At 68.9% G+C, this 26,956-nt stretch carries 31 protein-coding genes; 18 read left to right on the plus strand and 13 right to left on the minus strand.

Features of this window, described 5'->3' with window-relative positions; all coding sequences use genetic code 11:
• Both AMA02S_RS22715 and casG read right to left on the minus strand, forming a co-directional pair.
• On the minus strand, nt 1-252 hold the full coding sequence (locus AMA02S_RS22715) for a hypothetical protein (protein WP_067461414.1): 252 nt from the start codon (nt 250-252) through the stop codon (nt 1-3).
• Between the two features lie 229 nt (nt 253-481).
• On the minus strand, nt 482-2,089 hold the full coding sequence (gene casG, locus AMA02S_RS22720; RefSeq protein WP_218005095.1) for a steroid-24-oyl-CoA synthetase: 1,608 nt from the start codon (nt 2,087-2,089) through the stop codon (nt 482-484).
• A 186-nt stretch (nt 2,090-2,275) separates the two neighbouring features.
• Between casG and AMA02S_RS40580 the strand changes: the two genes are divergently transcribed.
• The 14 genes from AMA02S_RS40580 to AMA02S_RS22785 all read left to right on the plus strand — a co-directional run bounded on the left by AMA02S_RS40580 (nt 2,276) and on the right by AMA02S_RS22785 (nt 16,743).
• A complete protein-coding gene (locus AMA02S_RS40580) occupies nt 2,276-2,680 on the plus strand; it encodes an SDR family NAD(P)-dependent oxidoreductase (RefSeq protein ID WP_084265492.1) in 405 nt (134 codons plus the stop codon).
• Nucleotides 2,677-4,104, plus strand: a complete 1,428-nt coding sequence (locus tag AMA02S_RS22725) for an ABC transporter substrate-binding protein (protein ID WP_067461415.1) — start codon at nt 2,677-2,679, stop codon at nt 4,102-4,104. The genes AMA02S_RS40580 and AMA02S_RS22725 overlap by 4 nt, the downstream gene beginning before the upstream one ends.
• 25 nt (nt 4,105-4,129) lie before the next feature.
• Nucleotides 4,130-6,394, plus strand: a complete 2,265-nt coding sequence (locus tag AMA02S_RS22730) for a branched-chain amino acid ABC transporter permease (RefSeq protein WP_067461416.1) — start codon at nt 4,130-4,132, stop codon at nt 6,392-6,394.
• 117 nt (nt 6,395-6,511) lie between these two features.
• Nucleotides 6,512-7,114 (plus strand): ABC transporter ATP-binding protein, encoded by a 603-nt coding sequence (locus AMA02S_RS22735; protein WP_245667740.1) that lies wholly within the window; start codon nt 6,512-6,514, stop codon nt 7,112-7,114.
• Entirely contained in the window at nt 7,111-7,860 is a 750-nt protein-coding gene (locus AMA02S_RS22740) for an ABC transporter ATP-binding protein (protein WP_067461417.1), read from the plus strand. Before AMA02S_RS22735 ends, AMA02S_RS22740 begins: the two co-directional genes overlap by 4 nt.
• Nucleotides 7,861-7,866: 6 nt before the next feature.
• Nucleotides 7,867-8,217, plus strand: coding sequence for a hypothetical protein (locus tag AMA02S_RS22745; protein WP_067461418.1), 351 nt, complete (start codon nt 7,867-7,869; stop codon nt 8,215-8,217).
• A 109-nt stretch (nt 8,218-8,326) separates the two neighbouring features.
• On the plus strand, nt 8,327-9,517 hold the full coding sequence (locus tag AMA02S_RS22750) for an NADH:flavin oxidoreductase (RefSeq protein ID WP_067461419.1): 1,191 nt from the start codon (nt 8,327-8,329) through the stop codon (nt 9,515-9,517).
• A gap of 17 nt (nt 9,518-9,534) precedes the next feature.
• The gene (casI, locus tag AMA02S_RS22755) at nt 9,535-11,196 is read left to right on the plus strand and encodes a steroid-22-oyl-CoA synthetase (RefSeq protein ID WP_067461420.1); all 1,662 of its coding nucleotides are present in this window, start codon (nt 9,535-9,537) and stop codon (nt 11,194-11,196) included.
• A gap of 14 nt (nt 11,197-11,210) precedes the next feature.
• Nucleotides 11,211-12,374, plus strand: a complete 1,164-nt coding sequence (locus AMA02S_RS22760; RefSeq protein WP_067461421.1) for an acyl-CoA dehydrogenase family protein — start codon at nt 11,211-11,213, stop codon at nt 12,372-12,374.
• Nucleotides 12,371-13,303 carry a bifunctional MaoC family dehydratase N-terminal/OB-fold nucleic acid binding domain-containing protein gene (locus tag AMA02S_RS22765; RefSeq protein WP_067461422.1) on the plus strand — a complete coding sequence of 311 codons (933 nt, stop codon included), beginning with the start codon at nt 12,371-12,373 and terminating at the stop codon, nt 13,301-13,303. The genes AMA02S_RS22760 and AMA02S_RS22765 overlap by 4 nt, the downstream gene beginning before the upstream one ends.
• Nucleotides 13,303-14,364, plus strand: a complete 1,062-nt coding sequence (locus AMA02S_RS22770; RefSeq protein WP_067461423.1) for an acyl-CoA dehydrogenase family protein — start codon at nt 13,303-13,305, stop codon at nt 14,362-14,364. The genes AMA02S_RS22765 and AMA02S_RS22770 overlap by 1 nt, the downstream gene beginning before the upstream one ends.
• Nucleotides 14,361-14,765: a MaoC/PaaZ C-terminal domain-containing protein gene (locus AMA02S_RS22775; RefSeq protein WP_067461424.1), complete on the plus strand. Its 405-nt coding sequence runs from the start codon at nt 14,361-14,363 to the stop codon at nt 14,763-14,765. The genes AMA02S_RS22770 and AMA02S_RS22775 overlap by 4 nt, the downstream gene beginning before the upstream one ends.
• Complete coding sequence (locus AMA02S_RS22780) at nt 14,762-15,937, plus strand: lipid-transfer protein (protein ID WP_067461425.1); 1,176 nt, start codon at nt 14,762-14,764, stop codon at nt 15,935-15,937. The genes AMA02S_RS22775 and AMA02S_RS22780 overlap by 4 nt, the downstream gene beginning before the upstream one ends.
• Entirely contained in the window at nt 15,934-16,743 is an 810-nt protein-coding gene (locus AMA02S_RS22785; protein ID WP_067461426.1) for a MaoC/PaaZ C-terminal domain-containing protein, read from the plus strand. Before AMA02S_RS22780 ends, AMA02S_RS22785 begins: the two co-directional genes overlap by 4 nt.
• Nucleotides 16,744-16,784: 41 nt before the next feature.
• On the opposite strand, the gene uppS is transcribed toward AMA02S_RS22785, so the two are convergent.
• From uppS to AMA02S_RS43615, 6 genes are all read right to left on the minus strand, one after another.
• A complete protein-coding gene (gene uppS / locus AMA02S_RS22790; RefSeq protein WP_067461427.1) occupies nt 16,785-17,531 on the minus strand; it encodes a polyprenyl diphosphate synthase in 747 nt (248 codons plus the stop codon).
• Nucleotides 17,532-17,624: 93 nt separating this feature from the next.
• Nucleotides 17,625-17,867, minus strand: coding sequence for a hypothetical protein (locus AMA02S_RS22795; RefSeq protein WP_157430778.1), 243 nt, complete (start codon nt 17,865-17,867; stop codon nt 17,625-17,627).
• Nucleotides 17,868-18,389: 522 nt separating this feature from the next.
• Nucleotides 18,390-19,043, minus strand: coding sequence for a DUF4360 domain-containing protein (locus AMA02S_RS22800; protein ID WP_067461429.1), 654 nt, complete (start codon nt 19,041-19,043; stop codon nt 18,390-18,392).
• 34 nt (nt 19,044-19,077) lie between these two features.
• Entirely contained in the window at nt 19,078-19,731 is a 654-nt protein-coding gene (locus AMA02S_RS22805; RefSeq protein ID WP_067461430.1) for a DUF4360 domain-containing protein, read from the minus strand.
• Nucleotides 19,732-19,880: 149 nt separating this feature from the next.
• Nucleotides 19,881-20,096, minus strand: a complete 216-nt coding sequence (locus AMA02S_RS43610; RefSeq protein WP_067461431.1) for a GNAT family N-acetyltransferase — start codon at nt 20,094-20,096, stop codon at nt 19,881-19,883.
• Nucleotides 20,086-20,295 carry a hypothetical protein gene (locus tag AMA02S_RS43615; RefSeq protein ID WP_218005096.1) on the minus strand — a complete coding sequence of 70 codons (210 nt, stop codon included), beginning with the start codon at nt 20,293-20,295 and terminating at the stop codon, nt 20,086-20,088. Before AMA02S_RS43615 ends, AMA02S_RS43610 begins: the two co-directional genes overlap by 11 nt.
• 157 nt (nt 20,296-20,452) lie before the next feature.
• Here AMA02S_RS43615 and AMA02S_RS22815 point away from each other — a divergent pair, with 157 nt between their 5' ends.
• On the plus strand, nt 20,453-20,944 hold the full coding sequence (locus tag AMA02S_RS22815; protein ID WP_245667741.1) for a nitroreductase family deazaflavin-dependent oxidoreductase: 492 nt from the start codon (nt 20,453-20,455) through the stop codon (nt 20,942-20,944).
• 34 nt (nt 20,945-20,978) lie between these two features.
• Here AMA02S_RS22815 and AMA02S_RS22820 read toward each other — a convergent pair whose 3' ends face one another.
• Together AMA02S_RS22820 and AMA02S_RS22825 are read right to left on the minus strand one after the other, a co-directional pair.
• Entirely contained in the window at nt 20,979-21,323 is a 345-nt protein-coding gene (locus AMA02S_RS22820; protein ID WP_067461432.1) for a hypothetical protein, read from the minus strand.
• A 53-nt stretch (nt 21,324-21,376) separates the two neighbouring features.
• Nucleotides 21,377-21,841, minus strand: a complete 465-nt coding sequence (locus tag AMA02S_RS22825) for an ATP-binding protein (protein ID WP_157430779.1) — start codon at nt 21,839-21,841, stop codon at nt 21,377-21,379.
• A gap of 237 nt (nt 21,842-22,078) precedes the next feature.
• Between AMA02S_RS22825 and AMA02S_RS22830 the strand changes: the two genes are divergently transcribed.
• Nucleotides 22,079-23,404: a helix-turn-helix domain-containing protein gene (locus AMA02S_RS22830; RefSeq protein WP_157430780.1), complete on the plus strand. Its 1,326-nt coding sequence runs from the start codon at nt 22,079-22,081 to the stop codon at nt 23,402-23,404.
• Between the two features lie 6 nt (nt 23,405-23,410).
• On the opposite strand, the gene AMA02S_RS22835 is transcribed toward AMA02S_RS22830, so the two are convergent.
• Nucleotides 23,411-24,232 (minus strand): class I SAM-dependent methyltransferase, encoded by an 822-nt coding sequence (locus AMA02S_RS22835; protein ID WP_084265493.1) that lies wholly within the window; start codon nt 24,230-24,232, stop codon nt 23,411-23,413.
• A 68-nt stretch (nt 24,233-24,300) separates the two neighbouring features.
• On the opposite strand from AMA02S_RS22835, the gene AMA02S_RS22840 reads away from it, so the two are divergent.
• On the plus strand, nt 24,301-24,900 hold the full coding sequence (locus AMA02S_RS22840; RefSeq protein ID WP_067461436.1) for a TetR/AcrR family transcriptional regulator: 600 nt from the start codon (nt 24,301-24,303) through the stop codon (nt 24,898-24,900).
• Nucleotides 24,901-24,918: 18 nt separating this feature from the next.
• On the opposite strand, the gene AMA02S_RS22845 is transcribed toward AMA02S_RS22840, so the two are convergent.
• Complete coding sequence (locus AMA02S_RS22845) at nt 24,919-25,524, minus strand: cadmium resistance transporter (protein ID WP_245667747.1); 606 nt, start codon at nt 25,522-25,524, stop codon at nt 24,919-24,921.
• Nucleotides 25,525-26,314: 790 nt separating this feature from the next.
• Nucleotides 26,315-26,617 carry a hypothetical protein gene (locus tag AMA02S_RS22850; RefSeq protein WP_218005097.1) on the minus strand — a complete coding sequence of 101 codons (303 nt, stop codon included), beginning with the start codon at nt 26,615-26,617 and terminating at the stop codon, nt 26,315-26,317.
• Between AMA02S_RS22850 and AMA02S_RS42980 the strand changes: the two genes are divergently transcribed.
• The gene (locus tag AMA02S_RS42980; RefSeq protein WP_169806873.1) at nt 26,616-26,828 is read left to right on the plus strand and encodes a hypothetical protein; all 213 of its coding nucleotides are present in this window, start codon (nt 26,616-26,618) and stop codon (nt 26,826-26,828) included. The genes AMA02S_RS22850 and AMA02S_RS42980 overlap by 2 nt on opposite strands.
• The last annotated feature ends 128 nt before the right edge of the window (nt 26,829-26,956 follow it).

Raw genomic sequence — 26,956 nt, forward strand, 5'->3', positions numbered from 1 at the left:
TCAGCGCAGTTCGATCCGCGCGTTCGGTCCGCAGAAGCCGGTAATACGGTCGAGGAGTCCGCGCAGCGCCGCTGCGCCCTCCTCGCTGCCGCCCCGTTCGGCACGCGTGACGCCCGCCTCAATCTCGGCGATGAGCGTGTCACGCCGGACGCCGGCGGAATTGGCCCAGCGCAGCAGCGCGATCAGTTCCTCGGGCGGCTCGCCGGCGGCGACCGCGTCGATCACAGGCGGCAGGCCCTCGGCACCGCTCATGAAGTCAGGCCCCTCACTTCGGTGTCCGCGCATCGCGTCGCGGGTGGTGGTACCTCCCACAGGTCCACGTACCGGCCAAGTATGCCCGATGGCCGGCAAGTGTCCAGTTCGCGGATTTCCGGGAACCGCCGGGCCCGGCCCATTCCAGGGAACCGTTCTCGGCACACGAATTGCGGCCGGAACGACGACGGGACTTTCGTGCCCGGGCGCGGTCCGGCGTAAAAGGGGATCAGGCGATGACGATCTCGCGGCGGATCACCTTGCCGGTGGCGTTGCGGGGGAGCGGCTCGGTGGTGAGGCGCCAGCGGGACGGGACCTTGAAGTAGGCGAGACGGTCGCGGGCGAAGGCCGTCAGATCCTCCTGTGACGGGACGTCGCCGGTGAATACCACGACCGCGAAGACCTCCTGGCCGAGGTCGGGGTGCGGGGCGCCGAGCACGACGCACTCCCGGACGCCGGGGAACTCGGCGAGCGCGTTCTCGATCTCGCCCGGAGAGACGTTCTCGCCACCGCGGATGATCAGGTCGGAGCGGCGGGTGGTGAGCCGGAGGCGGCCCCGCTCGAGCATGCCGATGTCGCCGGTGCGCAGCCAGCGGTCGGCACCGATGGCGTGGGCGCTCGCCTCCTCGTCCCGCCAGTAGCCGAGCATGTTGTAGGCGCTGCGGACGCAGACCTCGCCCTCCTCGCCCTCGGGCAGCGGCTTGCCGTCCGGGTCACGGATCTCCAGTTGGACGCCGACGGACGGGCGGCCGAGCGTGCCCGGCTCCTCGGCCAGGTCGGCGGGGGTCGCGGTGGCGATGCCGGTGCAGGACTCGGTAAGGCCGTAGCTGTCGACCAGTGCGCCCCGGGCCGGCGGGAACGCGGCGCGGAGCCGCTCCTTGAAGGCCGGCGAGGACGGTGCGGAGGCCAGCGAGAAGGCGGTCAGGGACGAGGTGTCGTAGCGCGAGAGATCGCCGTGCTCGATCATCCGGTTCGCCATGGTGGGGACGGCGCCCCAGTTCGTGACGCGCTCCCGCTCGATCAGCCGCAGGACTTCGTCCACGTCGAAGCCGCCCTCGTGCATGATCACGGCGGTGCCGGTGGCGAGCCGGGGGACGGCCAGGTTGTGCAGGCTCGCGATGTGGAACAGGGGGAGGGCGAGCAGGTAGCGGCGGACGGACCGGTCCCCGAGTTCGCGCAGGAGCGCGTCGTTGAAGCGGTGGTACTCGATCACCGATGTCAGGTTGCGGTGCGAGTGCACCGCACCCTTGGGACGGCCCGACGTCCCGCTCGTGTAGAGGATGACCGCGGGGTCGTCCTCGGCGACGTCGGGGACGTCCAGGACCGCGTCCGGATGGCGGGAGGTGAGGGCCGGGATGTCCTCGTCGATGGTGAGGACCGGCCCCGGCGTCAGCGCGGCCCGCCTGGCGTCGGCGATGACGACCGTGGGCTCGGTGTGGGCGAGGGCGTACTCGATCTCGCGGGGCGTCCACCAGGCGTTGTAGCCGACGGCGACGGCTCCGGCGGCGATGGCGGCCCAGAACGAGACGATCCAGTCCGGGCTGTTGGCGGCGTTGATGGCGACGCGGTCGCCCGGGCGGACGCCGTGGTCCTCGCGCAGGGCCCTGGCCATGGAGGCGACCGAGGCGAGGTGCTCGGCGAAGCTCATCCGGCGCGTGGCGGTGACGATGTAGTCGCGGTCGCCGAAGGACGCGGAGGCGGCCAGCACCTCCCCGAGCGACCGGGGGCGGTGGGCGAACACCGGCAGCCGGGCGCCGAGGACGTCCTCCTCGCGCAGCTCGAAGCCGCCGCCGGGGCCGGTCAGCCGCCGCATGATCTCCATCGCCGTCGTGGCCATCGGACCTCCTCGTCGCCTGGCCGCAGATTCTCATCCGTGACCCCGGTCCTACCAGGTCTTTCCGCTGAGCGGGATGGTCCGGCCCGGCCGGCACGCGTTCGTGTTCCCGGTGAGCGGGACTGCGCATGGCACGTGGGCCCCGTCACATCACGATGACCGCACCGGGACACCGCAGGCGGGAGAAGCATGGGAACCCTCGACGACAAGGTCGCGATCGTGACGGGCGCCGGTCAGGGCGTCGGCCAGGGCATCGCGCTGGCCCTCGCCTCGGACGGCGCGGCCGTCGCCGTGCTCGGCCGGACGACGGCCAAGCTGGAGGCGACCCGCGCGTTGATCCGCGAGCGGGGCGCCGAGGCCGAGGCGTTCGGGTGCGACGTCGCCGACACCGGGTCGATCCCCGGTCTCGTGCGAGCAGGACATCGGACGCGCGGTGCTGGCGCTCGTCCAGCCCGGCATGCGCTACCTCACCGGCGCCACCGTGCCGCTCGACGGCGGTCAGGCGAACTTCGGCTGACCGTCCCGCGCCCCCCGCCGACCACCCCACCCCACTCGCCGCGCTGTGCGGCTGGTGAAAGGAGCACGACCAGATGAAGGTCGATAAGTTCGGGCGCCTTGCGGCGGGAGCCGTCGCCCTCGCGCTGCTCACCACGTCCTGCGCCGGCGACCGCTCAGACACCGACGCCCAGTCCGGTACGGACGGCGGGTCCGGGACGAAGGGCGGCGCCGGAGCGGCCGCGAGCGCCTCGACGTTCGGCACGCTGCCGTCGCCGTGCGGCAAGGGTGACGCCAAGGGCGCCACCGACCAGGGCGTCACCGACGGCCAGATCAGCATCGGCTTCGGCGACGACCGGGGCTTCACCTCGGCCCCCGGCCTGTCCAAGGAGATGGGCGACGCCGTCGCCGCGATGATCGACTGGTGCAACCAGCAGGGCGGCATCAACGGGCGCAAGATCAAGGGGAACCAGTACGACGCCGCCTACACCCAGTCGGTGAAGGTGATGCAGCAGGCGTGCAAGCAGGACTTCATGCTGGTCGGGCAGGGTTTCGCGATGGACCAGGCCGCCGAGCAGTACCGGGTGGGCTGCAAGCTGCCCACGGTCGCCGGCTTCACCGTCGGGCCGGACGCCACGATGGGCCCGATGAAGTACGAGGCCGTCCCGTACCCCGTGGACCTGATGAACATCGGCGGCCTGCGCCTCGCCGAGAAGAACCTTCCCGGCTTCAAGGACAAGACGGACGTGCTGCTGTCCACCTCACCCGCCGTCACCGCCGGCACCAACAAGATCGTCAGCGCGATGAAGGGGATCGGGGCCACACCGCTGGAGTGCGGTGTCCGGCTGAACGACGCCGGTGAGAGCAGCTACATGCCGTTCGCCGAAAAGATCAAGAAGTGCGGCGCGCAGTACCTGTGGACGTCCGAGACCCCCGACCCCGGCCAGTTCAGCCTGCTGGACTCGATCGCGCGCGCCGGCGTCAAGCCGACCTACCTGTTCGAGGCCACCTGGTACAGCCCGTTCGTCTCCAAGTGGAACACCGCGGGCGTGGGCGACACGATGCGCATCGGCATGATCTTCCAGCCGTTCGAGAACGCCGCGAAGGTCCCGGCGGTCAAGCAGTACATGGACCTCGTGAACACCCGCAAAGGCAAGGTCGCGCTGCTCGGCATGCAGGCCACGTCCTCGTTCCTGCTGTGGGCGCAGTCGGCGAAGGCGTGCGGCTCCACCCTCACCCGGCAGTGCGTGATCAACGAGCTGTCGAAGGTGCACGAGTGGACGGGCGGTGGCCTGCACGCGCCGACCGACCCGGGCAACAACAAGCCGGCGTCCTGCTCGCTGATGGTCAGGCTCAACGGGACGAAGTACGAGCAGGTCTTCCCGAAGAACACCGGTGAGTTCGAGTGCGGCGCCGACTTCGTCGTCAAGACCGACCCGAAGACATGGGGCACCAAGCTCGACGGCGCCCGCACGTCCACCAGGTTCCTGACCGGTGACGTCATCAAGCCGCAGACCTCCTGACCCGACCCGCCGGAGGCGGTGACCCATGACGACGTTCCTGACCTATACCCTCCTGGGCCTGGTCCTCGGCGCGGTGTACTCCATCGCCGCCTCCGGGCTCGTCCTGACCTACAACACCTCGGGCATCTTCAACTTCGCGCACGGCGCGCAGGCGATGTTCGGCACGTTCCTGTACTGGCAGTTCACGCAGGCGTGGGGCTGGCCGACCTGGCTGGGGCTGATCGTGGTGGTCGGTCTCGTCGGGCCCGTGATGGGCGCCGCCCTGCACGCGGTGATCATGAGGGGGCTGCGCGGCACCGCCGACGTCACCCGGATCATCGTGACGGTCGCGGTGCTGCTCGGGACGGTCTACCTGGCCCAGTGGATCTGGAACCCGGACGAGACCCGCTCGGTGGACATGTTCTTCGGCGCGGGCGCCAAGATCACCATCTCCGGCGTGGTGGTCCGCTACCACGAGATCGTCTGCCTGGTCGCCGCCGTGGCCATCGCCGCCGGGCTACGGGTGCTGTTCACCCGCAGCCGGGCGGGGGTGGTGATGCGCGGATCGGTGGACGACCCGGACCTGCTGCGGCTGAACGGGCACGACCCCGAGCGGGCCGCGATGCTGTCGTGGGCGCTCGGCTCCACCCTCGCGGTACTGGCCGGGGTGCTGATCGTCCCGATCAGCGGCGGGTCGCTGGACGCCGACGCGCTGACGCTGCTGGTGATCGACGCGTTCGCGGCGGCGATGTTCGGGCGGCTGCGCAGCATCCCGCGCACCTTCGCCGGCGCGATGGTGCTGGGCTTGACCGCCAACTACGTGCTGGCCTACCTGCCGTCCGCCGGGACGGTCACCGGCAACCTGCGCGTCTCGCTCCCCATGATCATCTTGTTCGTGGTGCTGGTGGTACTGCCCCAGGACCGGCTGCGCGGGGCCGCGATCCGGACCCGCGAGCGGTACCGGGTCCCGACCGTCCGGTCCGCGGCGGCATGGGGCGCGGTGCTGGTCGCGGCCGTGTACCTCTACAGCCTGCTGCTCTCGGACGCGGGGATCACCATGTTCGCGCTCGGCATGATGTTCGCGATCACGGCGTTGTCGCTGACCGTCCTCACCGGATACGCGGGCGAGCTGAACCTCGCGCCGCTGTCCTTCGCGGCCATCGCCACGATCGTGGCGTTCCACTTCGGGGTGGAGGGCAGCGGGCTCGCGGCGCGGCTGAACGTGCAGGGGGTGCTGCTGGCGGTCGTGGTGACCGCGCTGGTCGGCGGGCTCGTCGCGCTGCCCGCGCTGCGGCTGCGCGGGCTCTACCTCGCGCTGGCGACCATGGCGTTCGGGGTGTTCCTGTCCACCATGGTTCTGCGCGACACCACCGAGCACGCGCTGTTCGGCCTGACGTTCACGCTCTTCCCCGACGGGTCGCTCGTCGTCCCGCCGCTCAAGGCCGGCCCGCTCGACCTGCGGGACGGGCGGACGTCCCTGATGACCGCGACCGCGCTGTTCGCCCTGATCGCCGTCGGGCTCGCGGCGCTGCGGGGCAGCGGGTACGGGCGCCGGCTCGCGGCGATGAAGGACAGCCCGGCGGCCACGGCGATGCTCGGGCAGAACCTCGTCCGGCTGAAGCTGAGCGTCTTCATGATCTCCGCGGCCATCGCGGGGCTCGGCGGCGTGCTGATGTCGGCCGCCACCGGCTCGGTCGGGCCGGAGAACTTCACGATCATCGGGAGCCTCGGGCTGCTGATGCTGGTCGTGGTCGCGGGCATCGGCTACCTCAGCGGCGCCCTGTTCGGCGGGCTGATGGCGGGCGTCGGCTCGGCCGTCCTGGTGGCCACCTTCGGCGAGCTGGCCCTGGACCACGAGGGGATGTCCTCGATCTACACCACGCTCGGCCATCTGGTGCTGGTGTTCACGGCGCTGATCGGGATGGGCGTCGGTAAGAACCCGAGCGGCTTCGTCCACGACGTGGTCGAGGGCTACCGGCCGCTGCGCGGCGCGCGACCCGTCCTGTACGGGGGCGGCGCCGTCGGCGCGGTCCTGTATGTCCTGGCGCTGACGGACGTGATCGGCGCATGGACGTTCGCGATCACGGCCCTGTGCGTGGCCATGCTCCTGCCGGTCCTCGGCCGGATGTACCGGGAGGAGAGCCGCGGGCGCGCGACGCCGCTGGAACTGCTCGGCGTCGACGAGCCGTACACCGACGAACTGCGCGCCAGGCTCGACCGCGAACTGGGCCTGCCCGCCGCCCCGAGCCGGGCGATCCCTCGTCCTGCGCCCGTCCCGGCCGAGAGGGGAGAGGCCAGTGTCACTGCTTGAGACCCGCGGGGTCACCGTCCGGTTCGGTGGCAATACCGCCGTGGACGACGTCGGCCTCACGATGGCCGAGGGCCGGATCACCGGGCTGATCGGACCGAACGGCGCCGGCAGACCACGATGTTCAACACGATCACCGGGCTACAGAGGCCCGCGTCCGGGCAGGTGCTCCTGGACGGCGCCGACATCACCAAGCTGTCCCCGGCCAAGCGCGCGCGGCGCGGCATGGCGCGGACCTTCCAGCGGCTGGAGCTGTTCCTGTCGCTGTCGGTGCGCGACAACGTCCGGGTCGCCGGAGACGTCCTGCGCGGCACCACCCGCAAGCGCTTCGACCTGGACGAGGCGACGGACAAGATCCTGGAGCGTACGGGGCTCACCGACATCGCCGATCGCGACGTCTCCGACATCCCCATCGGCCGGGCCCGCGTCGTGGAGGTGGCGCGCGCACTGATGACCTCACCGCGCCTCCTGTTGCTGGACGAGCCCGCCTCCGGCCAGACCGAACGCGAGACCGACGCGTTCGCCGAGATGCTCACCGCCCTGGCGGACGAGGGCCTGGCGATCTGCCTCGTCGAGCATGACCTGCCCCTCGTCATGGGGCTGTGCTCCACGATCCACGTCCTCGACTACGGCGCGCTCATCGCGTCCGGCACGCCGAAGGAGATCCGGGAGTCGCCCGAGGTCATCGCCGCGTATATCGGGACTGAGGAGGCTCCCAAATGAGCGAAGCGAACCGGGGGGGCACCCTTCCGCAGACGGAACAGCCGGGCGAGGACCCGTTGCTGGAACTGGCGGGGATCCGGGCGGGATACGGCGCGATCGAGGTGCTGCACGGCGTGGACCTGGTGCTGCGGCCCGGGTCACTGCTGGCGCTGCTCGGCCCGAACGGCGGCGGGAAGTCCACCACCATGCGCGTGTGCGCCGGCCTGCATCCCCCGACCGGGGGCGAGCTGCGGTTCGCCGGGCGGACGGTCAACGGCGTCTCGGCGCAGGACGCGGCGCGGCTGGGCGTGTGCTCCATCCCCGAGGGGCGCGGCATCTTCCCCAACCTGACGGTCCGGGAGAACCTGTGGGCCGCCACCGGGACGGGCGCCCGGTTGGAGGACGTGGAGGACAGGGCATACGCACGGTTCCCCGTCCTCGGGGAGCGGCGCCACCAGCTCGCCGGATCGATGTCCGGTGGCGAGCAGCAGATGCTGGCGCTCTCGCGCGCCCTCGGCACCGATCCGGCGGTGCTCCTGCTCGACGAGCTGTCCATGGGCCTCGCGCCCATGATCGTCACACGGATGTACGAGACCGTCGCGGAGCTGGTCGAGGGGGGCCTGTCGGTGCTGGTCGCCGAGCAGTTCGCCCGCGCCGTGCTGCCGATCGCCGACACCGCGGCGCTGATGCTGCACGGTCGCGTGGTGGCCGCCGGCCCGCCCGCCGCGATCGAAGACCGGTTGTCCAGCGACTATCTGGGAGGTTGACCGACCATGCTCACCGAGGAACGGCGCCGCAGGTTCAAGGACGACGTGGCGCGGCAGAAGCTCAAGACCGACCAGTTCCGCTATGACGGGGTGCTCCGCGTCGTGGGGGCCGTCCTGATGGTCGCGGGCGTCGCGGGCGTCTTCGTCGCCTACAACGTCTCGCTGACGCAGGACGACCTGCGCGACGTCGGCTCGCTCCAGACCCTCGCCATCGGCTTCCTGGGGCTGACCGTCCTGGGCGGCGCCCTGTATCTGGCGGCGGCCGTCACCCGTGTCCTGCGCCTGTGGCTCCTGCGCCAGCTGGCGGACTCCGAGGCCCAGGCGGACCGGATCGCCGCCGCCCTTGAGTCCCGGTGACGCGGGGCTCCCGGTCAGCGGGACGCCCGGGGCGCCGCGGCGCCCCGGTGATTAGCGTCTGGCCCGCCCACCTACGCGCGGACGGCCCAGGAAGGAAGCAGGGACCTCGATGAAAGACCCGATCCCCGATGTGCTCGCCCCGGCGAGGCTGGGGCCCGTCACGCTGCGCAACCGCATCGTCAAGGCGGCGACCTACGAGGGGCTCAGCAAGAACAGCCTGGTCACCGACGAGCTGATCGACTTCCATGTCCGGCATGCCGCCGGGGGCGTCGGCATGACCACCGTCGCCTACTGCGCGGTCGCGCCGGACGGGCGCACCGACCGCAAGCAGATCCTCTGGACCGACGAGGCGCTGCCCGGCCTGCGGAAGCTGACCGAGGCCGTGCACGCCGAGGGCGCCGCCGTCGCCGCGCAGATCGGGCACGCCGGGCCGGTCGCCAGCCCCAAGGGCAACGGTGCCCCCGCGCTCGGGCCGGGCCGGCACTTCCACGCCACCACCACCAGCTTCACCAAGGCCGCCACCCGCGCCGACCTGGCCAGGGTCGTGCGGGGCCACGGGTACGCGGGCCGGATGGCGGTCGAGGCCGGCTTCGACGCCGTGGAGATCCATCTCGGCCACAACTACCTGGCCAGCTCGTTCCTCAGCCCGAAGATCAACCATCGGGGGGACGAGTACGGCGGCTCACTGGCGAACCGGGCGCGGCTGTCGCGCGACATCGCCCGCGCCGTCCGGGACGCGGTCGGCGACCGGATCGCGGTGACCGCCAAGCTGAACATGGACGACGGCGTGCCCGGCGGATTCTGGCTGGACGAGGCCGTTCAGGTCGCGCGGTGGCTGGAGGAGGACGGCACGGTCGACGCCCTGGAGCTGACCGCGGGCAGTTCGCTGCTCAACCCGATGTACCTGTTCAAGGGGGACGCGCCGCTCCGCGAGTTCGCCGCGATCATGCCGCAGCCGATGAAGCTCGGCGTGCAGTTGTTCGGGCGGTGGAAGCTGCGCTCCTACCCGTACAAGGATCTCTATCTGCTGGAGGACGCCCGGCAGATCCGCGCGGCGGTGAAGCTGCCGCTGATCCTGCTCGGCGGCGTCACCGACAAGGCGGCCATGGACACGGCGATGGAGGAGGGCTTCCAGTTCGTGGCGATGGCGCGGGCGCTGTTGCGCGAACCCGACCTGATCAAGCGGATCAAGGACAAGCCGGGCACCCGGTCCCTGTGCATCCACTGCAACAAGTGCATGACGGAGATCTACGCCGGGACCCGCTGCGTGCTCGTCCAGCAGCCGTCCCAGCTCGCCTAGCCGCCGAGGGAGCGAACGTGCGAGACGAGACGATCGCGGGTCTGCTGCTGGCGCGGCTGGGGGACGACCGCCCGGGCCTGCGCAGCCGCGGGCGGACGTGGACGTGGGACGAGGTCGTCCGGGAGAGCGCCGCCCGCGCGTCGCTGGCCCGCGCACTTCGCCGGGACGGCCCGTTCCACATCGGTGTCTTGCTCGACAACGTCCCCGAATACGTGCTGTGGCTCGGAGCGGCGGCGCTGTCCGGCGCGACCGTCGTCGGGATCAACTCCACCCGCACCGGTGCCTACCTGGAGCAGGAGGTCCGGCACACCGACCTCCAGTTGCTCGTCACGGACGAGGCGGGCGCGAAGCTGCTGGACGGCCTGGACATCGGCGTCCCGCGCGACCGCTTCCTCCTGGTGGACGGCGGGGACTACGCGGAGCGGCTGGAACGGCACGCCGCCGGAGCCGCTCCTGCTCCGGCCCCGGACATCATCCCCGAGACGCAGATGTTGCTGCTGTTCACGTCCGGGACGACCGGGGCGTCGAAGGCGGCGCGATGCTCACAGGGCAGGCTCGCCGAGTTGGGCCGTGACAACAGCGCCAAATACAACATCAAGCGCGAGGACGTCAGCTACTGCCCGATGCCGCTGTTCCATGGCAACGCGCTGATGGCGTTGTGGGCACCCTCGCTGGCGGCGGGCGCGACGATCGTCCTCGCACCGACGTTCTCCGCGTCGGGGTTCCTGCCGGACGTGCGGTACTACGGTGCGACGTTCTTCACCTACGTCGGCAAGGCCATCGGCTACGTCCTGGCCACACCCGAACGGCCGGACGACGGTGACAACACCCTCACCCACGGCTTCGGGACGGAGGCATCACCCGAGGACAAGGCCGAGTTCCTGCGGCGGTTCGGCGCGCGGCTAGTGGAGGGCTACGGCTCCAGCGAGGGCGCCGGAATGATCAAGTCGGTGCCGGGCGCGCCGCCGACGGCGTTCGGCGTGCCCGCCCACGACGGTGTCCGGATCGTCCACCCGGAGACGCGGGAGACGTGCGCTCCGGCGATCCTGGACGGGCACGGCCGCGTGACCAACGCCGAGGCCGCCGTCGGCGAGATCGTCGACGTGCACGGCGCCGCGCGGTTCGAGGGCTACTACAACAACCCGGAGGCCGACGCCGAGCGCGTCCGGCACGGCTGGTACTGGACGGGCGACCTCGGCTACGTCGACGGCGACGGGTTCCTGTACTTCGGCGGGCGCTCCGGCGACTGGATCCGGGTGGACTCGGAGAACATCTCGGCGCTGCTGACCCAGAACGTCGTCCGCCGCCACCCGAGGATCGTGGACGCGGTGGCGTTCGGCGTCCCCGACCCGCGCTCGGGCGACCAGGTGATGGCGGCGATCGAGGTGCCCGAGGGCGTCCGGTTCGAGGATCTGGACTTCGCGGCGTTCCTCGCCGCCCAAGACGACCTCGGCACCAAGGGCGCCCCGCGCTACGTGCGCGTCTCGCACGCCCTCCCGACGACCGGGTCCGGCAAGCTCAAGAAGAAGGAGTTGCAGCTCGAAGGCTGGCGCACCGGCGACGCGGTGTACCGGTGGGCGGGCCGGGGCGCATCCGAGTACGCGCCGATGACCGAGGCCGACAAGGCGGCGCTGCGCGGGGAGTTCGCCGCCACCGGCCGCCTGCGCTTCCTTCCCTGACACGAGAGGCATCCATGGATCTGCGTGAGTCCGCTGCGCACCGGAGGCTGCGCGCGGAGCTGAGGGCCTACTTCGCGGGGCTGCTGCCCGCGGACGAGCGGCGCCGCACCGGGGAGGAGGGCGTGGGCGGCGACCGGTTCCGCGAGGTCGTCAAGCTGCTCGGCGACGACGGCTGGCTCGGTTACGGCTGGCCCGCCGAGTACGGCGGCCAGGGCCGCTCGATCGCCGAGCAGTTCGTGTTCTTCGACGAGGTGCAGCGGGCCGGGCTGCCGTTCCCGTTCGTCACCGTCAACACCGTCGGGCCGACCCTGATGCGGTACGGGACGCAGGAGCAGAAGGAGCGCTTCCTGCCGGGCATCCTGTCCGGGGACATCGTCTTCGCGATCGGCTACACCGAGCCGGACGCGGGCACCGACCTCGCCGCGCTGCGCACCCGCGCCGTCCGCGACGGCGACGCCTATGTCGTCGATGGCAGCAAGATCTTCACCAGCGGCGCCAACACCGCGGACCACATCTGGCTCGCCGCCCGCACGAACGCGGACGCGCCCAAGCACAAGGGCATCTCGATCCTCATCGTCCCGACCGCCTCGGACGGGTTCTCCTGGAGCCCGATCAGGACCGTCGGCGGGATGGTGGTGACGGCGACCTACTACAACGGCGTGCGCGTCCCCGCGTCCGAGGTCGTCGGCGAGGTGGACGGCGGCTGGGGCCTGATCACCACCCAGCTCAACCACGAGCGCATCGGCCTCGCCGCACTCGGCGGCCGGATGATCCGGTTGTGGGAGGACGTCGTGGCCTGGGCGCGGGAGAACGGAGCCATCGAGCTGCCGTGGGTGCGCGCCGACCTCGCCCGCACGCACGCACGGCTGGAGGCGATGCGGCTGATGAACTGGAAGATGACCAGCGCCGTCGAGCGGGGGACGCTGTCGGGCGCGCAGGCCGGCGCCGCCAAGGCGTACGGCACCGAGACGCACATCGACGTGCAGCGCACCCTGACCGGCGTGCTCGGTGCGGCCGGCCGGGTCCGCCCCGAGTCGCCCGGCGCCGTCCTGTACGGCCAGATCGAGCAGCTGTCCCGGCAGGGCGTCGTCAACACCTTCGGCGGCGGCGTCAACGAGGTGCTGCGCGACATGGTCGCAGTCCAGGGCCTCGGGCTGCCGCGGTCGAGGCGCTCGTGACCGGTCACGAAGATCGTCTCCGGTCCTGGGTCGGCCGCGAGCTGGTCGCGCGCCGCGCCGGCCAGGACCCGGTGAACGTCCCGATGATCCGCCACTGGGTCGAGGCGATGCAGGACGCGAACCCCGTCTACCTGGACGAGGACGCCGCCCGCGCGTCCGGCCGCGCCGGGATCGTGGCTCCCGCCTCGATGGTCCAGGCGTGGACGATGCGCGGGTACGCCGCGACCGTGACCCCGGACGGCACGCCCTCCGGCTTCGACGAACTCGTGGCCATGCTCGCCGAAGGCGGCTACACCTCCGTCGTCGCGACCGACTCCGAGCTGGAGTTCCACCGCGAGCTGGTCCCCGGCGACCACGTCAGCGTCGAGGAACGGTTGGAGTCGATCTCCGCGGAGAAGCGGACCGGCCTCGGCACGGGACGTTTCGTCACCACGATCAAGACCTACCGCGACGCGTCCGGCGAGGTCGTCGCCACGCAGCGGTGGCGGACGCTCCGCTTCCGCCCGGCAGAGCGGAGGGCCCCGCGTCCGCGGCCCGCGCTCAACCCCGACAACGCGTTCTGGTTCGAGGCGGCGCGCGAGCATCGCCTGGTCATCCAGCGCTGCGCCGACTGCAAGTCGCTGCGGCACCCGCCCGGGCCGTGCTGCCCGCAGTGCGGCTCGTTCGACTGGGACAGCGTGGAGGCGTCCGGCGCCGGCCACGTCCACACCTACGTGGTCAGCCACCATCCGCGCCACCCGGCCTTCGACCATCCCCTGGTCGTCGCGGTGATCGAGCTGGCCGAGGGCACCCGGCTGATCGCGAACATGACGGGGGTCGCGCCCGCGGACGTCGCGATCGGCATGCCCGTCGTCCTGGAGTGGATCGACCCGGACCCCGACCTGTCGCTGCCGGCCTTCCGCCCGGCGGGCCCGAAGAAGGACGCCTGATGGACTTCACCCTTGGCGAGGAGCTGGAAACGGTCAGGGACCTGGCCCGGCAGATCTTCACCGACCATGCCACGCAGGACCGCGTCCGTGCCGTCGAGCGGTCGGGGACGGGCGTCGACGACGTCCTGTGGACGGAACTCGCGGCCGCCGGGCTGATCGGCGTCGCCCTCCCCGAGGACGCGGGCGGCGCGGGCCTCGGGATCGCGGCGCTGTGCGTCCTGCTCGAAGAGCAGGGCCGCGCGGTCGCGCCGGTCCCGCTCTGGCCGTCGATCGTCGCGGCCCTCACGCTGGCCGCGCACGGCACGCTGCCGCCGTCCGCCGCCGACGGCTCCGCCCGGTACACGCTCGCGCTGGAGGAGTTCGGCCCGCATGACCCGGCCGGCCCGTGGTGCGCCGCCGTCCGCGACGGCGAGGGCTGGCGGCTGACCGGCACCAAGGCCGTCGTCCCCGCCGCGTTCGCCGCCGACCATGTCCTGGTCTCGGCCCGCTCCCCGGATGGCCCCGGCCTCTTCCTCCTGGACGCGGGGGCGCACGGAACGTCCTGGGAACGCGCCGAGACGACCAGCCGTGACATCGCCGCCCACCTCACCCTGGACGGCGCACCGGCCCGCGCGCTCGGCGCCGGCGCCCTGGCGACCGTCCTCCGCCTCGCCCGCGTCGCGCTCGCGTCCGTCCAGGTCGGGGTCGCCGACGGCGCCCTGCGCATGGCCGCCGACCACCTCGCGCGGCGGGAGCAGTTCGGCCGCCCCCTCGCCACGTTCCAGGCCGTCCAACACCAGCTCGCCGACTGCTTCATGGAGATCGACGCGCTCCGCGTCTGCCTGTGGCACGCGGTCTCTCTGCTCGCCGCGGGGGAGGACGCGGAGTCCGCCGTCCTGGTCGCCAAGTGGTGGTCGGGCGAGGGCGGGCTGAACGTCGTCCATCGCGTCCAGCACCTGCACGGCGGCATCGGCGTCGACGTCGACTACCCGGTGCACCGCCACTTCCTGTGGGGCAAGCAGATCTCCGGGACGCTCGGCGGCGCGTCCGCCGACCTCGATGTGCTGGGCGCCACCCTGTGAGCCGCGGCCCCGAGGTGGGGGAGGAACTGCCCCCGCTCACCATCCCGCTGACCCGCACCATGATCGTCGCGACCGCGCTGGCGGGCCGCGACTTCCAGGACGTCCACCACGACCCGTCCCTGGCCGCCGAACGCGGCGCCACGGACGTCTTCATGAACATCCTGACGACCAACGGCCTCGTCGACCGCTACGTCACCGCGTGGGCCGGGCCCGCCGCCGTGGTGAAGGCCATCCGCATCCGTCTCGGCGCCCCCAACCATCCCGGCGACACCATGGTGATGACCGGCACCGTCACGGCCCGCTGCGACGACCGGGTCGAGATCGCCGTCCGCGGCGACAACGCGCTCGGCGCCCACGTGACCGGCACGGTCGTCGTCCAGCTGCGAGGAGACGGCACATGAGCGTCCTGCCCGGCGCGGCCGCCATCGCCGGAATCGGCGCGACCGAGTTCTCCAAGCGGTCCGGCCGCAGCGAGCTGCGGCTGGCCTGCGAGGCCGTCCTCGCCGCCATCACCGACGCCGGCCTCGAACCGTCCGACGTGGACGGGATGGTCACCTTCACCGCCGACACCAGCTCCGAGATCCACATCGCCCGCAATCTCGGCATCGGCGAGCTGACGTTCTTCTCCCGCGTCGGGCACGGCGGCGGCGGCGCCTGCGGCACCGTCCAGCAGGCCGCGATGGCCGTCGCGACCGGCATGGCCGACGTCGTCGTCTGCTACCGCGCGTTCAACGAGCGCTCCGGCGAACGCTACGGCCTCGGCCAGGCGGACCGTCCGATGGACGTCAGCGCCGACCGCGCCGCCTACTCATGGATGACCCCGTTCGGCCTCTCGACCCCCGCCCAGTGGGTCGCCATGTTCGCCCGCCGGTACATGCACGACCACGGCGCCACCAGCGAGGACTTCGGCCGCGTCGCCGTCGTCGACCGCCGCCACGCCGCCACGAACCCCGCCGCGTGGTTCCACGGCCGTCCGATCACCCTGGAGGACCACCAGTCGTCCCGCTGGATCGCCGAACCCCTGCGCCTGCTCGACTGCTGCCAGGAGAGCGACGGCGGCCAGGCCCTCGTCATCGTCTCCGCCGCCCGTGCCCGCGACCTCCCGCACCGCCCCGCCCTGGTCTGGGGTGCCGCCCAGGGCTCGGGCAACGACCAGCACATGATGACGAGCTACTACCGCTCCGACATCACCGGCATTCCCGAGATGGGCCTTGTCGGCCGCCAGCTCTACGCCCAGAGCCGCCTGACCCCCGCCGACGTCCAGGCCGCGATCCTCTACGACCACTTCACCCCGCTCGTCCTGCCACAGCTTGAGGAGCTCGGTTTCTGCGCCAAGGGCGAGGCCAAGGACTTCATCGCCGACGGCAATCTTGAGATCGGTGGCCGCCTCCCGTTCAACACGCACGGCGGCCAACTCGGAGAGGCGTACATCCACGGCATGAACGGGATCGCCGAAGCCGTTCGGCTCGTCCGGGGAACCTCGATGAACCAGCCGGGCGACATCCACCACGTTCTCGTCACCGCAGGGACCGGCGTCCCGACCAGTGGCCTGATCCTCGGAGCGGACGCGTGAACGCCGGCGAATGGCGCGGCCGGACCCTCGGCGCCCGCACGGTCGCCTACGACGAGACCCGCCCCATCCTCTATGCCCTCGCCGTCGGAGCCGCCGCCTCCGACCTGGACCTGGTCTTCGAGGAGCGACTCCGCGTCCTCCCCACCTTCGCGCTGACCCTCGCCCAGTGGGCCCCGGACGCCTTGGGCGCCGCCGGCGCCTTCGACATCACCACGGCCGTTCACGGGGGGCAGCGCCTCCACATGGTGAAGCCACTGCCGAGGTCGGGCGAACTCCACATGCAGGCCCGAGTGTCCGACGTCTGGGACAAGGGCCGCGCCGCCGTCTTCGACGTCGCCGTGGAAAGCGACTACTTCGAGGCCACCTGGTCGTTGTTCGCCCCCGGCGCCGGCGGCTTCGGCGGCGACCGCGGCCCCGCCGCGCCGCCCCGTCCGGCCGCACCGCCTGGCGAGACCCTGACCGTCCAGACGAAGCCGGACCAGGCCGCCCTCTACCGTCTCCTGGGTGACCGCCACCCCATGCACATAGACCCGGAAGCCGCCGAGGCCGCCGGAATGCCCCGCCCCTTCATGCACGGCCTCTGCACCCTGGCCGCGATCACCCTCCCCCTGGCCAGGCGAATCGGCGCACACCCCACCGACCTGGCAGCCCTGGAAGCCCGCTTCTCTGCCCCCGTCTTCCCCGGCGACCCCCTGACCGTCACCACCTGGAGGACCGCCGGATCGACCCGCTTCGAAGCCACCACAGGCGACCACCCGGCCATCACCAGAGCCAGCGCCCGCTTCACCGCCCCCGGAAGTTCCTGAAACGCCCGCAGCATTCACGCCGCCATGCGGGATGTTCGTGGTCACGGCGAGGCGGTGCCGAATGTGCGCTTTCTGGTTGTATATTCGGTAATCGCGGCCACCAGGTGCTCCGTCCTGAAATCCGGCCACAGGGTGTCTGTAAAGACGAATTCGGCATAGGCGGCCTGCCAGATCAGGAAGTTTGAGAATCTTTTCTCCCCCGCCATCCGGATGTAAAGGTCGACATCGGGGATGTCGGGGGCGTAGAAGTATCGTCTGAGCTCGTCCGCATCTGTCTCGTGGGAAATCAACTGCCCCGCGGCAAGCGCCCGGTGCAACTTGTTGACGGCTTCCACGATCTCCAGCCTTCCGCCGTAGTTCAGGCAGAACTGTAATGTGATCGCTCCATTATTTGAAGTGGCGTGCTCGACGCTCTGGAGCTTCTCGGTGAGATCAGGAGACATGTGCTGAGGCGAACCCGACCAGCGAAATCTGACGCCAAGTTGTTTGAAGGACTCCACAGAATTGTCGAGGACGCGATAGAAGAGGTCCTCGATCGCGGCGACCTCTGCCACGGGACGTGACCAGTTCTCTGGTGAGAAGACATGAAGTGAAAGGTAGGAGATACCGAGGTCTGCGCAGGTGGTCAATACCGATCGGAAGGACTTCTGGCTTTCTTCATGGCCGGCCGAGCGCTTCATGCCGCGCATCGTTGCCCACCGCCCGTTCCCATCCGCCGAGATGGCGACATGCTGCAGTCTGCCGCTGGCCAGCATATCTGCGGCCTCGTTGGGAATATTGGTCTTCATGCGGATATCCAGGTGAAGTTTCCGGTCTGCGGAGCTAAACTTTGGACGCGATGATCTGGTAATACTGAATAAGCCCTTCTAGGTGGGCTGCTCTCATAGACTCGTGAAAGTGCTTCGTCTCCAGTCTCCTTTGGTCGCTGCGATACCGACCGTTTGGGCCCAGATATCTTCACCCTGCCGTGCGTCCTCGTACTGCCCAAGGAGCGAGTCGATCATTTCCTCTCTGGACCAGAAGAACTTGATGGACCTCTTGGAGTCATCGATCACCCCACGTCGTTGGAGGTTGTAGGTCTTGCGTGCGTAGTGAATCGCGAGCAGGGAGGTCGTGAAGCTCACGATGCCGAAGAGTATGGTGAATGTATTGTTCGCCAAGAAGCTGAACAATCAGCCTCCCGCTGATCCGGTTTGGCCGTCCGGCCATCGCGCCGGGTGATTCAAGATCATAAAAGCCCGACCTCGTTTTTCCGGGTGGTTGATGGATTTTCCGGCTCCGCCAACGACGTGTCAAGCGACTGCCCGAGAAAGCGATGAAGGTGGCATCGGTCAGGGAAGGGCAAAATGGCTGGTAGCTGACATCGAACATCGCTGGCGGACTATCCAGACCATTTGCCCCCACGTCCATCCCGCGTCGCTCACATGGCGAACAGCCGCACGCATCCGGGCTCCTCACTCCTCTACGAGGAGTCACGATGGGCCAGATGTCACTTATCAGGTTCTCGGGACGGCTGAGGGCAGCGTTTCCAATGGAGGTAGTAGGTGGCGCCCTGGGCTCCGCCGCGGGAGCCCAGGGTCCTCGAGTCGCCGACCGCGGGGTCTGCGGAAGCGGAGGACCGAGCCAGGAGGCAGGGCGAGCACGGGCTATGCGGTGGAGCAGCGTTTCCAGGCGAGCTTATAGAAATTGTGGGGCTTGATATTGAATGGGTCCAGGGAGATAAAGCTGATCTTGGTCTCGTCGGAGGTGTCCAGGTTGACCTGCAACTCCGTGTCGAGGGCGACCTCGTTCTTCTCGTCGCAAGGCTTGAATATCGTCTGCGAAACGTCGTCCTCGTCGACGAACATCCAGTCGCCGGAGAACGGGCCCGCGAGCTGATGCTGCCCCGAACGAATCGTGCTCTGGCTGTATCTGAACCTCGCTTTCAAGTGAGCGGAGGCGCCGGGCCGCAGAGAGGCGTAGCCGTTGTAGCTGGCTTCGACGATTGCGTACGTAAATTCCGGTGGAGCGGTGACATCCAGGGTGACCGCGCATCTCTTTCGGTAATCGGGCGGCCTGGAGTCGCCGCCGGTCTGTGCCATGTGTTCGCTGTAGGACATGTCGATGGTCTCGACCTCGTTGGCAACGCGCACGGTGCCCGGTCGACATCCCGAGCCGTTGATGTTCAACAGTGTGACGACGACGCTGCCGGGTGGCGGGAGGCTCGGAGGCCGCACCTCCGCGGAGACGGCGGGTGAGTTCAGGGTGATCAGAACGCCGGCGGCGCTCAGTGCCGAGATCACGGTACGTCTGATGTTCATGATTGGACACCATCTTTCAACGGGGACGGTGGGCTCATACCATGGGGCAGCGTTTCCAAGCGAAGTGATAGGTGCTGAGAATGGAGCCGTCGGTGGAATCCATCGAAGCGAAACTGACCTTGGATCTGTCGGAGGTTCCGACGTCTACCTGTAGCTCCGTGCCCAGGGTGACGGCGCGATACTCGCCGCAGGGTTTGTAGACTATCCAGGGAAGGTCGCTCCCGTCGGTGAACTCCCAATCCTGCACCAGTGGACCGGAGAATTCATGTGCTCGCTGACCGGGTTGCTCTGAAAGGTACTTGTACATCGATCTCAGGACACCGGAGGCGCCGCGCTCCAAGGAGGCGAAGCCGCGGTAGTCGGCTGAAAGAATTGCGTAGGTGAACTCTGGCGGAGTGGAGATCTTCAGCTGAATTTCGCAATTTTTGCGGTACGCGGTTGGATGGGAGTTGCCGCCGGTCTCCACAGTGAAGGCGGAGTAGCTGACGGTGATGTTGTCCAGCGTGTCGACGTTATTGGCGACGCTCGCGGTTCCCATGGGGCACCCTGCGCCGTTCACGGTCGCCACTTCGATCCGGACACTTCCAGGCGGTGGGTGGTGGGGGTCCGCTGAGGCGGGGGTCGGGATGAAGGCGGTCAGGAGGGTGGTGGCGCTCAGAGCGGCGAGGACGGTACGTCCGATATTCATTGCGGGCACGACCTTTCGGAGGATGTGGAAGCTGAAGACCTCGCCGAATGAGGTGGCGCGGTCGCGCTATCCTGTAAAGGTCACGAAATCCGCTGCCAGGGTAATTCTTGACCCGGATGGGGTCAATGTTGATTCCTTTCGATTCTCATTCACTTTTGACTTTGCCGCTCAGGTGTCGGACCAGCGGTGAACTCGTTGGCGGTGAGTCCCATGACGATCATGTCGTGGTGGCGGCGGACGAGGTACTCGTGGTCGCGTAGCCGTCCTTCCTGCACGAAGCCGATCCTGTGATGGAGCGCGATCGAGGGCTCGTTGAAGGCGTGGATCCCGACTTCGCATTTGTGGTGGCGGCGTTCACCGAACATGAAGGTGAGCAGGATCGCGATGGCGTCGCCGGCGTATCCGCGGCGCTGGTATCCGGTACCCCTCGTCCGACCTCGGCGGGTGCAGCATCTCCGCGCCGCGCATGTCCTCGGTGTGCTGGTCGAACTCTTTGAACGCCTGCCAGTCCTCGGGCTCGACTCCGCGTAGCCGTACCTGTTCGCCGGTCCAGAAAGAGATCATGGACGTCACCGAAACATGCCGCAGATCCGCCGCAAACGGTGGCGATTGACGGTGGGATCGTCTCCGGCCGAGGGTGAGAACGCTTGGACGGGTGGGGGAGTGGATCGGTCAGGAATCGAGAAGCCCCCGGAAGCGGGTCGTACCTAGTGTGATCGGCATGGACGACAAGGTGATCGACCGGAGGCAAGCGATGGGCAAGGACGAGAAGGCACAGAGCGGCGGAGGGCACGGGGCGATGTCACGGTGGTTCCAACACCGAATGAACGCCCGCGTGAACCGCAAGGTCCGCAAGGGACGCGGCGGGTTCATGGGGATGGACGTTCTGATTCTTCACACGGTGGGCCGCCGGAGCGGGGAGCCACGGGAGACACCCGTGGCGTGGTTCGCCGATGGAGAGGACGCCTGGCTGATCGTCGCCTCGGGCGGCAAGGACCGGCATCCGGACTGGCATCTCAACCTGATGGGGCGCCCCGGCAGGGCATCGATCGAACTATCCGACCGTCCGGCCTTCCCGGTGACGCCGCACGTGCTCGACGGTGCCGAGCGTGCGGAGGCGTGGCAGCGCATCGTCGCCGCCCAGCCGCGTTACGCGAAGTACCAGCGCAAGACCGATCGGGAGTACCCGGTGGTTCGACTCACCTCGCGATAGATGATCGTTCCCCGGCCTCATCAGATTGGGCATTTCAAGATCGTTGGCCAGAACCATGGGGGAATGTGTGCGGGTACATCTGGTGCTTGAGACGGTCGTCGATCCGATCGGCAGCGGCCTTGGCATTCCCGCAGGCGATCAGGAACTCGGGCGGCCCCTGCCCCAGCGAGACGTAGTCGCACGCCTTGCGCCGCGCCGCCCGCACTGAGATCACCATCCCGACGTCGCGGCCTTGTCTTCCCGCGTACACGCGCAGCAGGGGGAGCGCTGCGGGGAATTCCGTCGGCCGGTAGTACCTGACCAGACGCCAGCCTCGCGACTCCAGCTCGACGGCGAGCGCGTCGAGATGCCGCGCTGCGCGGCGCCGCCCCGTACGCATACGCCACCGCAGGACGTACCGACCCGCGCCGCTCGTCAGAGGACACCGTCGCCTCATGTGTTCTCACCGGTCTGTGGAATCCGAGCCCACACCCACTTGCCGGACGGATCGGTCTTGGTCACACCCCATTCCGAGGAGAGCGCCTCAACGATCGGCAGACCCCTCCCGCCGGTGCCGCCTTCGTAGCCGGGATCGAGTGCCTTGGCATCGGGTGTGATGTCCTCCAGGCACAGTTCCTCCGGAGGCTTGCCCAAGGGCATCGCGTCTGAGGGATCCCATACCGCCAGCAGCACCGAGTCCGGCTTCCGCGTGCACTTCACCCGCAGTGCGCGGCCAGGGACGCAGCTGACCGCGTTAGTGATCAGTTCGCTGGCGATTAGGCACACGTCGTCGGTCATGCTCGACAGACTCCACTCGTCGAGGCAGAACCCCAGCAGGGTTCGCACCTGGCCGGGAGTTGTCTCCTCCGCCCTGAAGGTCACGTCCAACCTCTGGTTGGCCACGGCGGCTTCGCTCACCCTGAACACATCCTCATTACGCGTCGTTCGGCGTTATGTGCCTTTGTCCGTCTTTGGTGTTTTGCCGGTTCAAGGCTCCGGGCATCCGGCTTTCACGCACAGGTCCAGGTCGCCTTTGCTTTCTGAGTTTCGGCCCATGAGATCCCTGACGCGGTTACCTTGGAAGGGAAGAACTCGTTGAACGCCCTCAGAGGCAACGCTCAACGAGCAACACTGGTCAACGGGACAGGTGCGGCCATGATCGCTGACAAGGACTCCACCTTCGGAGAAGTGATGCGGGATCTCCTCATCACGCGTGGTATCTCCTTGCGTGAATTGGCCAGGCAAACCCACTATGACGTCGGGCACCTTTCCAAGATCTCGCGTGATCAGAAACCGTGCTCGTCCGAAATGGCCGGGAACCTGGATGCGGCCCTAGGGGCTGATGGTGAACTTGTGGCACTTGCAGCGGCCAGGCGGGCCTCCGTCAGTGCTGGGCGGATCTCGGCTAGTTCTTCCGGGAACCGGGCGAGTATCCTGAGAAGGACACGGGCTGGCGATTGGGACGATATGGAGCGTCGGCGTCTTCTGCAGCTCACCGCTCTCGGCTTCGGGACCGGGACGTTCGGCGCGTCCGGTGAGTCGCTACGGCAGCTCCTCGATCTGGTCGTAGTGAGCGAGAATCGTTCGATCGAGGATTGGACGCTGGCCAGCGCCGATCACGTATACGCTCTCCGCACACGCCCCCCGGCACAAGTCCGCGACGGGCTCAGTCTCGATCTGCTGGCCCTTCAGCGCCAATTGAAGACGGCCACTCCACAAGATGTTCCCGAGCTGCAACGTGTCGTCGCAGTGCTCTGCGACATCCAGGCAAACGTGCTCACTCGCCTAGGCGATCACGGCTCCGCGCTCCGATGGCTGCGAACCGGGAGGCGCGCCGCAGACTCGTCCGGGAACATGGACGTCCGTCTGATGGTGCGGTGCGAGGAGGCGGCATCCGGGCTGTACGGACAGCGGGATGCGGAGGTCGTTCTCCATCTGATCGATCAAGCCGAGCAGCTTGCGGGTCCGCACCCCACGTTCTGGACGGCCCACCTCGCGGGCACCAAGTCAAAGGCATTGACTATTCTCGGCAGGCACGACGAGGCCAAGAAGGCCCTCAACATCTTTATGGATTGGTCAGGTGAGGACGCGAGGGGACGTCTTATTCCCATTTCTTGGCGGGCGAATCAACCTCACTTCGCCGCGAGCTGGGTCTATGCAGGTGCCGGGGATGAAGGAGCGGCCGACATCGCCCGTGACCAGGTTCTGTCTCATAGACCCGACTACCAGTACGCGGCAAATGTTCGGCTCCATGAAGCACTCTGTACCGTGGTGAAGAAGGGCGTTGACCGGGGCGTACAGCAGGCCGCCACCCTGCTCGACTCGATGGAGCCGGCCTATCGGAGCCAGATGATCTCGGAGACGGGCAAGATGGTGCTGAACGCCGTGCCGTCCGAGCAGTGGGAACGTCCCGCCGTCCGTGAGTTCCGCGAAGTGCTCAGCAGAACCATGCCCGAGAATCACGCGGCCGCGGGCCGGTGATCGGGGTCAGGGGGCGGCGGTCCGCGTTGTTGTGATCATGAGGGCCGTGTAGCGCATCGTGAAGCTGCCTCCCCAGGCGTCGATGGCGGCGCCGATGCCTGTCAGTATTTCCTCCAGGGTGGCCGGGGGGAATTGGCTGTGGCCCCCGGCTGTGGGGACCAGTTCGAGCCACTCGTCGCGGGTGTAGGAACGCTCCCATTCGAACCTCGATTGCTCTGGTTCGCTGAAAGCGTCCAGCGCTCGCATGGCGTCGATCGGCTTGGCGAGCAACGTCGAGTACTCGTCGGGTGACGGCAGCCGGTTGAAGATGGGCGAGCCGGGAAGTGCCCGGCGGTAGACGGCGGCGATGGCGTCGCCCAGGTCGGGCGGCGGCTGGAAGACGTTCCAGAACACCGACAGCCGGCCGTGCGGGCATAGCACCTGCGCAGCCTTGGCGGCTCCGGCGACCGGGTCCACCCAATGCCATGCCTGCCCCGCGACGACCGCATCGAAGGTCCGGCCTGCGGGATCCCAGTCCTCGAAGGACGCCACGTCCACCTCGATCCCGCTCTGCCGCGCCAGTTCCGCCATGCGCGCGTCCGGCTCGACTCCGAGGACGCGGCAACCCGCGGCCTGGAACTGCCGGGCGGCGATGCCGGTGCCGCAGCCGACGTCCAGGACTTCGGGGCCGGGACTGCCTGTGACGATCGCGTCGATCAGGGCGTCGGGGTAGCGGGGACGGGCCCGGTCGTAGCGTTCGGCGTTCGAGCCGAACGACTCCGCCATGTCCCGGTGCTCGTGGGGAGCCTGCTCGGAGAGTTGTGCCTGGTCCGGCGGTATAGTGGGCATGTGCCCACAATAGTGGGCAGCTGCCCACTCGTCTACCCGGCAGGGCCCGGTGAGGGAGGAGACGCACGGTGCCTACAGGGGTGGCCATGCGGGATGCCCGCGAGCAACTGTTCGACGCCGCCGAGCGCGTCCTGCTTCGGGACGGGCCGAACGCGCTGACCAGCCGGGCGGTGACGACCGAGGCGGGCTGCGCCAAGGGCGTCCTGCACCGGCATTTCACCGACTTCGACGCCTTCCTCGCCGATCTCGTGCTGGACCGCATCGCCCGGCTGGAGGTCCAGGCCGTCGCCCTGCGCGCATCCGCCGGGACCGGCACCGTCATCGGCAACCTGACCGGCGTGCTGAGCGATCTGTTCGAATCGGTCGCCGTGGCGATCGTCGGTCTCATCATCTCCCGGGACGCCCTGCGCGCCCGGTTGCGCGAGGCCAGGCCGGTCGGCGTCCCGCTGGCGACCGAGGCCGCGGAGATGATCGCCTCCTACCTTGCCGCCGAGCGCGATGCGGGCCGTATCGCGGCCGACGCCGATGTGGACACGCTCGCTCCCACGCTGGTCGGGGCCGGGCACTTGCTGTTCGCCGATCGGACCGGCACATCGCCGGATGTCGAGGCGGTGCACAAGATCGTGGCAACGGTCGTCGGCGGCGTCGTGCGAGAGCCCCCGCCCTGACCGTGGATGCGTCGCGTACTAGAAGATCTTGGAGAGGACGCCGGACTCCGCCACGATGAGGCCGCCGATGGCGATGAACACGGCGGGGACGAGCCACTGGCCGTAGCGCTCGACCACATGGATGACCTTTTTGCGGGAACCCAGCAGTGAGGCGGCCGCACACCAGACTGCGACGCCCACGCCGAACACGAGGATGGTGACGACGGTGGGAGCGGCGCCGATGGTGCGGAACACCGGGGTATAGACCGAGACGTTGTCGGCGCCGTTGGCGATGGTGACCCCGGCGACCGCGAGCAGACTTCCCGCCACCACCGGAGAGGCGTCCTCACCGGTGCCGCGAGTCCGGATCGCCGACACCAGGCCACGGACTCCGAGCGCGAGCGGGACCAGGCCGAGCAGCCCGACATAGTCGTCCGGAACGATCGTCAGACCGAGTGCGGCGAGCACCGACAGTGCCACGAGCGCGGCGATGCCCACATACTGCCCGGCCCAGATCTGCCAGATCCTCGGCTTGCCGTCGGCGCGCGATGACAGGAACAGCACCGTCAGCACGATGAGGTCGTCCACGTTCGTCCCGGCGAACATGCCGGCTGCCGTCGCGACAGTGCCCACGATGCTGCTCACAGCGCGCGAACCTACCGGATCGGCTTGGGTGATCTACCTAGGTCGAGGGTGCGCGTGATCTGGCGCAGCAGGGCGCGCAGTTCCTTCTGCTGCGCCGGGGTGAGTGGGCTGAACCTGGACGGTCTGGACGCCGCGCGGCGATGCCGCCACCTTCACCGCTACCGCTGAGCAAGGAGGGAAGTACACGACGTGGTCGATGTCGCGGTGGCCCCGTTCGAGATCGAGGTGCGCACCCGGGTGCGTCCCGCTAGGGCGGCACCGGCTCAACGGGATCGACGTCCACACCGGCGGCAAGGACCGGTTGACCGACCGCGAGGGTTCGGTCCGGCTACGACAAGGACAACCCAGGCCGAGGATCTGCGCCAGCTGCTGAACTCGCTGCCCTGGGGCCCACACGTTCGGCTGGTCGGCCATGACATCGGCGGGATGTGGCCTTCGCCTAACGGGTGTTGGCCATGGGCGGAGAACTCGGGCTAGGAACCCGGCTTGCCGACGCCCTCCGTCCCGTGGCCTCAGATGTGGTCGCCGAATTCATATCCGGCAGTGGCCATTTCATCGTGGACGAGAGAATCCCGACGAATTCCTTACCATCGTTATCCCTTTCCTGAGCTGAAAAGGACGAACCCGCGAGGTTCGCTTCAGCGGACTCGTTCTGCCCGGACGTCCGCGTCTGCCGTCGCAGTTGCGGGCGGCCGGACTGTCCGGGATACGTCTCGACCTCCGTGGGGCGCGGTGACCGGGGCGCCCCACCGTCTCGTGCTTTTGAGCACCCCCACACCCCAGGCGCGTTCTATGGCCGGAGAATGATCGAGTTGATCGGTGTGAGGTTCAGGTCCACGTAGTAGTTGGCCGGGAGCGAGTAACGGCAATCGGTGCCGTTGTAGCCGTTGCAGAAGATCACTTTCGCCCCGCCGGTCTGATTGTTGAAGACGCGGTGGACTCCGGTCTGGTTGCGGAGGTTGTACGTCCCGTACCTGAAGTACCTGTGGGTGGGGGTGCCCCATGCGGCACTGGGGTAGATGCACGCGTAACCCGTGGGGCACTCGTAGATGTCCTTCGCCGCGTGCGCAGGGGTCGAGCTGATCGTTGCCATGGCGGCGGCACTGGTCGCGACTACCGTGATGCTCGTCAGGATCCGTCGCGAGAGCTGCTTCATCCTTGCCATTTCTGCCCTTTCTGTGCGCTTCGCCCAGGACGGCCGGTGCATCGTGGCCTCCGGGTTTCGTCGCGCCTTCTCCGTCACCACCCACGGCGGTGATTCCAACGAGGTCGACTGTGCGGTGCCCGAGGTACCGGGCGCATAAGGCGGACGACCCAACTGCGCCCGCCGCCCCTGGCCGCTGTGGCAGGCTGCGGCCGAGTACAGGGCGCGGGTGAGGCACGGAGCCCATGCGCCCGGGATGCCGGGCGGGGAAACGTAGGGAGATCGGGC

This window comes from Actinomadura macra NBRC 14102 (genome assembly GCF_001552215.1).
In the GTDB taxonomy this organism is placed as follows: Bacteria; Actinomycetota; Actinomycetes; order Streptosporangiales; family Streptosporangiaceae; genus Spirillospora; species Spirillospora macra.

Coding starts and splice junctions, on each gene's coding strand:
- AMA02S_RS22815 (WP_245667741.1), top strand. CDS start 20,453: ATGGACGACAAGGTGATCGACCGGAGGCAAGCGATGGGCAAGGACGAG.
- AMA02S_RS22745 (WP_067461418.1), top strand. CDS start 7,867: ATGCTCACCGAGGAACGGCGCCGCAGGTTCAAGGACGACGTGGCGCGG.
- AMA02S_RS22835 (WP_084265493.1), bottom strand. CDS start 24,232: ATGCCCACTATACCGCCGGACCAGGCACAACTCTCCGAGCAGGCTCCC.
- AMA02S_RS22850 (WP_218005097.1), bottom strand. CDS start 26,617: ATGGCAACGATCAGCTCGACCCCTGCGCACGCGGCGAAGGACATCTAC.
- AMA02S_RS43610 (WP_067461431.1), bottom strand. CDS start 20,096: ATGTTCGGTGAACGCCGCCACCACAAATGCGAAGTCGGGATCCACGCC.
- AMA02S_RS22830 (WP_157430780.1), top strand. CDS start 22,079: ATGATCGCTGACAAGGACTCCACCTTCGGAGAAGTGATGCGGGATCTC.
- AMA02S_RS43615 (WP_218005096.1), bottom strand. CDS start 20,295: ATGATCTCTTTCTGGACCGGCGAACAGGTACGGCTACGCGGAGTCGAG.
- AMA02S_RS22805 (WP_067461430.1), bottom strand. CDS start 19,731: ATGAATATCGGACGTACCGTCCTCGCCGCTCTGAGCGCCACCACCCTC.
- AMA02S_RS22800 (WP_067461429.1), bottom strand. CDS start 19,043: ATGAACATCAGACGTACCGTGATCTCGGCACTGAGCGCCGCCGGCGTT.
- AMA02S_RS42980 (WP_169806873.1), top strand. CDS start 26,616: ATGGCGGCGGCACTGGTCGCGACTACCGTGATGCTCGTCAGGATCCGT.
- AMA02S_RS22740 (WP_067461417.1), top strand. CDS start 7,111: ATGAGCGAAGCGAACCGGGGGGGCACCCTTCCGCAGACGGAACAGCCG.
- uppS (WP_067461427.1), bottom strand. CDS start 17,531: ATGAAGACCAATATTCCCAACGAGGCCGCAGATATGCTGGCCAGCGGC.
- AMA02S_RS22760 (WP_067461421.1), top strand. CDS start 11,211: ATGGATCTGCGTGAGTCCGCTGCGCACCGGAGGCTGCGCGCGGAGCTG.
- AMA02S_RS22715 (WP_067461414.1), bottom strand. CDS start 252: ATGAGCGGTGCCGAGGGCCTGCCGCCTGTGATCGACGCGGTCGCCGCC.
- AMA02S_RS22820 (WP_067461432.1), bottom strand. CDS start 21,323: ATGCGTACGGGGCGGCGCCGCGCAGCGCGGCATCTCGACGCGCTCGCC.
- AMA02S_RS22770 (WP_067461423.1), top strand. CDS start 13,303: ATGGACTTCACCCTTGGCGAGGAGCTGGAAACGGTCAGGGACCTGGCC.
- AMA02S_RS22750 (WP_067461419.1), top strand. CDS start 8,327: ATGAAAGACCCGATCCCCGATGTGCTCGCCCCGGCGAGGCTGGGGCCC.
- AMA02S_RS22735 (WP_245667740.1), top strand. CDS start 6,512: ATGTTCAACACGATCACCGGGCTACAGAGGCCCGCGTCCGGGCAGGTG.
- AMA02S_RS22725 (WP_067461415.1), top strand. CDS start 2,677: ATGAAGGTCGATAAGTTCGGGCGCCTTGCGGCGGGAGCCGTCGCCCTC.
- casG (WP_218005095.1), bottom strand. CDS start 2,089: ATGGCCACGACGGCGATGGAGATCATGCGGCGGCTGACCGGCCCCGGC.
- AMA02S_RS40580 (WP_084265492.1), top strand. CDS start 2,276: ATGGGAACCCTCGACGACAAGGTCGCGATCGTGACGGGCGCCGGTCAG.
- AMA02S_RS22780 (WP_067461425.1), top strand. CDS start 14,762: ATGAGCGTCCTGCCCGGCGCGGCCGCCATCGCCGGAATCGGCGCGACC.
- AMA02S_RS22730 (WP_067461416.1), top strand. CDS start 4,130: ATGACGACGTTCCTGACCTATACCCTCCTGGGCCTGGTCCTCGGCGCG.